Source organism: Microbacterium sp. (assembly GCF_030149085.1).
Lineage (GTDB): Bacteria > Actinomycetota > Actinomycetes > Actinomycetales > Microbacteriaceae > Microbacterium.
This window is the reverse complement of the sequence record NZ_JASBSF010000124.1, coordinates 1-2,829: the sequence shown is the minus strand read 5'-3', so window position 1 is coordinate 2,829 and position 2,829 is coordinate 1. Positions and strand designations below refer to the sequence as shown.

Annotated in this window: 3 protein-coding genes; all 3 read left to right on the top strand. The window is 64.4% G+C overall.

Going from position 1 to position 2,829, the window contains the following annotated elements:
- Nucleotides 1-1,117: ABC transporter permease subunit (locus Q1V87_RS05070; RefSeq protein WP_300591117.1), on the top strand; the 1,117-nt coding region annotated here is incomplete at its 5' end.
- Between the two features lies 1 nt (nt 1,118).
- Nucleotides 1,119-2,111: a sugar ABC transporter permease gene (locus tag Q1V87_RS05065; RefSeq protein ID WP_300591116.1), complete on the top strand. Its 993-nt coding sequence runs from the start codon at nt 1,119-1,121 to the stop codon at nt 2,109-2,111.
- A gap of 3 nt (nt 2,112-2,114) precedes the next feature.
- A partial coding sequence (locus Q1V87_RS05060) for an alpha-amylase family glycosyl hydrolase (RefSeq protein ID WP_300591115.1) occupies nt 2,115-2,829 on the top strand: 715 nt, incomplete at its 3' end.

Sequence of the window (2,829 nt, the reverse complement as noted above, 5' to 3'; positions counted from 1 at the left end):
CGTCGAGATCGGCAACGACGAGAACCCGCTTGAGCCGGTCGAGAACGCCGAGATGGATGGCAGCAAGGCTGTCGGTCTCGACGGGTACAACAGCCTCAACTTCTCGCAGATCGTCGCGAGCCAGCAAGAGATCGCCGCCATGGCGGTGCCGCTCAGCGACGACCCGAACGACGGATCCCTGCGCACCCCCGACGGTTCGAGTGCCTACGTCTACCTGTCGAAGCTCGTCTATGACGAGCAGGCCGACACGATGACCGATACCCGCACGGGAACCGTCTACTACGACATCGGAACCGGCGCCTTCACAGCCGAGGACGGCACGGAGCTGCTGCCGGGATGGCAGATCTTCGTCGGCTTCGACAACTTCACTCGCGCCTTCACCGAAGAGTCCATCCGCGGCCCGTTCTTCTCGGTGCTCGCGTGGACATTCGTCTTCGCGTTCCTGTCGGTGGCGACCACCTTCGTGCTGGGCCTCTTCCTCGCGATCGTCTTTAACGATCCGCGGATGAAGTCCAAGAAGTACTACCGGGTGCTCATGATCCTGCCCTACGCCTTCCCTGGCTTCCTCTCGGCGCTGGTGTGGGCAGGCATGATGAATCAGGAGTTCGGATTCATCAACGTCGTGCTCTTCGGCGGTGCCGACATCCCGTGGCTCACCAACGAGTGGCTGGCGAAGTTCAGCATCATCCTGGTGAACCTTTGGCTCGGGTTCCCCTACATGTTCCTCATCTGCACGGGTGCGCTGCAGTCGATCCCCGACGATCTGCAGGAAGCTGCCCGGGTCGACGGGGCCAACGCGTGGCAGGTCTTCCGCAGCATCAAGTTCCCGCTGCTGCTCGTTGCCGTGGCGCCGCTGCTGATCGCCTCGTTCGCCTACAACTTCAACAACTTCAGCCTCATCTACATGCTCACCGGCGGTGGGCCCCGGGATGCGACAGCCGGCGTCAACGTCGGTGCCACCGACATCCTCATCACGATGGTCTACAAGGTCGCCTTCGTCGGTTCGACAGCCGACTACGGGTTGGCGAGCGCGTTCTCGATCATCATCTTCCTCATCGTCGGCACGATCTCGATCATCGCGTTCCGACAGACCAAGGCACTCGAGGAGTTGAACTGACATGAGCGACTTCCGTCCCGGCGCACCGGCAGCCAAGGGCCTTCTCGAGAAGGTCGCCGACGAAGATACCGAGATCACCTCGAGTCGCCGTGGCGGCAGCGGGGGAGCCGGTGTCCCCGGCGGTGCACCGGCGCCGCGCCGACCGTTCCGCCGCTACTTCCGCGAGACCGGATGGCGCCACCTCATTGGCATCGTCGTCGGGATCTTCGCGATCTTCCCGCTGCTGTACGTCATCTCGGCATCCTTCAACCCCAACGGGACCCTGCTGACGGCCAACGGTCTCTTCCAGCGACTGAGTCTCGACAGCTACGTGTCGCTCTTCACGAGCGCCCAGCATCCGTACGGCGCGTGGTTCGTGAACACGCTCGTCATCGGGCTGATCACCGCCGCAGGGACGGTGTTCCTCGGCGCGCTCGCGGCGTATTCCTTCTCGCGCATGCGGTTTACGGGGCGACGCGTCGGTCTCACGACGCTGCTGGTCGTGCAGATGTTCCCGCAGCTGCTCGCGGTGGTCGCGATCTTCCTCCTGATGGTGGCGATCGGCGACATCTTCCCAGCGATCGGACTGAACTCCCAGATCGGGTTGATCATGGTCTACCTCGGCGGCGCGCTCGGGGTGAACACCTACCTCATGTACGGGTTCTTCAACACGATCCCGTCGTCGATCGACGAGGCCGCGAAGATCGACGGTGCGGGACACGCGCGGATCTTCTTCACGATCATCCTGCGCCTGGTCGCTCCGATCCTTGCGGTGGTCGGGCTGCTGTCGTTCATCGGGACCTCGAGCGAGTTCGTGCTCGCGAGTGTCATCCTGATCGATCCCGATAAGCAGACGCTCGCCGTCGGCCTGTACAAGTTCATCTCGGACGAGTTCTCGAAGAACTGGTCGGTGTTCGCCGCCGGCGCGGTGCTCGCCGCCATCCTGCCCGTCGCCCTGTTCCTCGCGCTGCAGCGTTACATCGTTGGCGGCCTGACCGCGGGAAGTGTGAAGTAACGGATGCCGGGCCTTCGCGCCCGCGCCGGGGCGGTGGTCGCGGCCGTCTCGGCTGCGGTGCTTCTGCTCGCCGGCTGCACGCAGGTGCCGATCGAGGTTCCCGAACCGGCCGCACCGGATGTCGGCATCGAGCTCTTCCAGCTGCCGTGGACGTCTGTTGCCCAGGAGTGTGAGACGACGCTCGCGCCCGCCGGAATCGCGTGGGTGCTGCTCTCTCCAGCTCAGGAGCACATCGCGGCAGACGAATGGTGGGCCTCGTACCAGCCGGTGAGCTACCAGCTCGAGTCGCGCCTGGGTACCCGGGACGAGTTCGCCGACATGGTGCAGCGCTGCACCGCCGCCGGAGTCGAGGTGATCGCGGATGCCGTCATCAACCACATGACGGGCCAGGACGAACCCGGCGCTGGATACGCCGGCACAGCGTACGCGCACTATGACTACCCAGGCCTGTACGCGGAGTCCGACTTCCACCACTGCGGGCTGACGGCGAACGACGACATCCAGCTGTACAAGAACCGCGAGCAGGTGCAGAACTGCGAACTGGTGAACCTCGCCGACCTCGACACCGCGAGCCCCACGGTGCGGGCGACGATCGTCGCTTACCTCGAAGACCTGCTCTCGCTCGGGGTCTCGGGTTTTCGGATCGACGCCGCCAAACACATTCCCGCGACGGATGTCGAGGCCATCGTCTCGCAGCTGCCGCAGGGCACCCGCATCA

Coding starts and splice junctions, on each gene's coding strand:
- Q1V87_RS05065 (WP_300591116.1), top strand. CDS start 1,119: ATGAGCGACTTCCGTCCCGGCGCACCGGCAGCCAAGGGCCTTCTCGAG.